Source organism: Corallococcus sp. AB032C, from assembly GCF_003668935.1.
Classification (GTDB): domain Bacteria; phylum Myxococcota; class Myxococcia; order Myxococcales; family Myxococcaceae; genus Corallococcus; species Corallococcus exiguus.
On the sequence record NZ_RAWP01000254.1, the window covers coordinates 1 to 1,019 of the forward strand.

The following is a 1,019-nucleotide window of genomic DNA, read 5'->3' on the forward strand; positions in this document are numbered from 1 at the left end:
CCGCCGCGGCCAGCTGCACGAAGCGGGGCGTCAGTGGCTGGCGGTAGATGATGGAGATCCACTCGCGCACCCGCAGCTCGATGGCGACCCACAGCTCCAGCGGCTTGCCCAGGAGGAAGCCGACTTCGTCCAGCTCCTTCTTGGGCACCGGATAGGCGCACGCCACGTGCAGCGTGTTGCCGTCCAGGGACAGGGGGACGACGCTCAGGCGCTCGGCGATTTTCGGGGGGATGAAGCTGGCGACCTCGAGGTTGGGCTCGAAGTCCACCAGGTTCACGGGCCGGAAGCCGGAGACCTCGCCCAACATCGCGAGGACGTCCGCTTCGGACATGCCGCGCTCCAGGAGCGCGGTGTCCACATGGCCTCCCTGGGCCTGGTGCAGACGCAACAACTCTCCGGCCTGCTCCTGGGACAGGAGGGCGCGCGAGACGAGGTGCTGGGCAAGACGCGAAGGCATGAAGGCCGCGGCATCTTACGGCCGCGGCCGCAAGGCACAATGAGCCTGTTTCAGCTCGGTTGGACGACGAAGGTGGACGTCAGCTTGTCATGGAGCGTCTGTCCGCGGCGGTCGAACAGCGCCATCCAGAACCCGCCCAGGAAGAGAACGAAGGAAAGTCCGGCGAGCAGCGCCCGGAAGATGGCCCGGCCCGGGGTGGGCGCCATGCCATGGGTGTCCACCAGCCGCAGGCCCAGGAGCAATCGTCCCAGGGTGCGTCCATTCCACAGGAAGGCCGCGACCGCGCAGTACACGGTGGCGAGCACCAGCACCAGGACCACGCCCGGCAGCAACACGGAGTGCAGCGCGCGCAGCCAGGCGACGAAGGCGTCCAGCCCGGTCAGCCCCGGCTGCGGACCCTTCACGCCCGCGACCGACGAGGCCAGGGTGATGTAGGCCGCCGCCACGGCGCTGATGGCCGCGGTGTCGACGGTGAAGGACAGCAGCCGGCGCCACAGCGAGGCGGGGCGCGCGTGGACCTCTCCCGTGGCCGGGGCAGCCGGGGCCGCGGAGACCTTCGACT

1 protein-coding gene and 1 pseudogene are annotated in these 1,019 nt (G+C 69.8%); both read right to left on the reverse strand.

Going from position 1 to position 1,019, the window contains the following annotated elements; translation table 11 throughout:
• Positions 1-457 (reverse strand): annotated as a pseudogene (locus tag D7X99_RS41920) (FrgA protein); the annotation flags it as partial.
• 50 nt (positions 458-507) lie between these two features.
• A partial coding sequence (locus tag D7X99_RS41925; RefSeq protein WP_121782586.1) for an RDD family protein occupies positions 508-1,019 on the reverse strand: 512 nt, incomplete at its 5' end.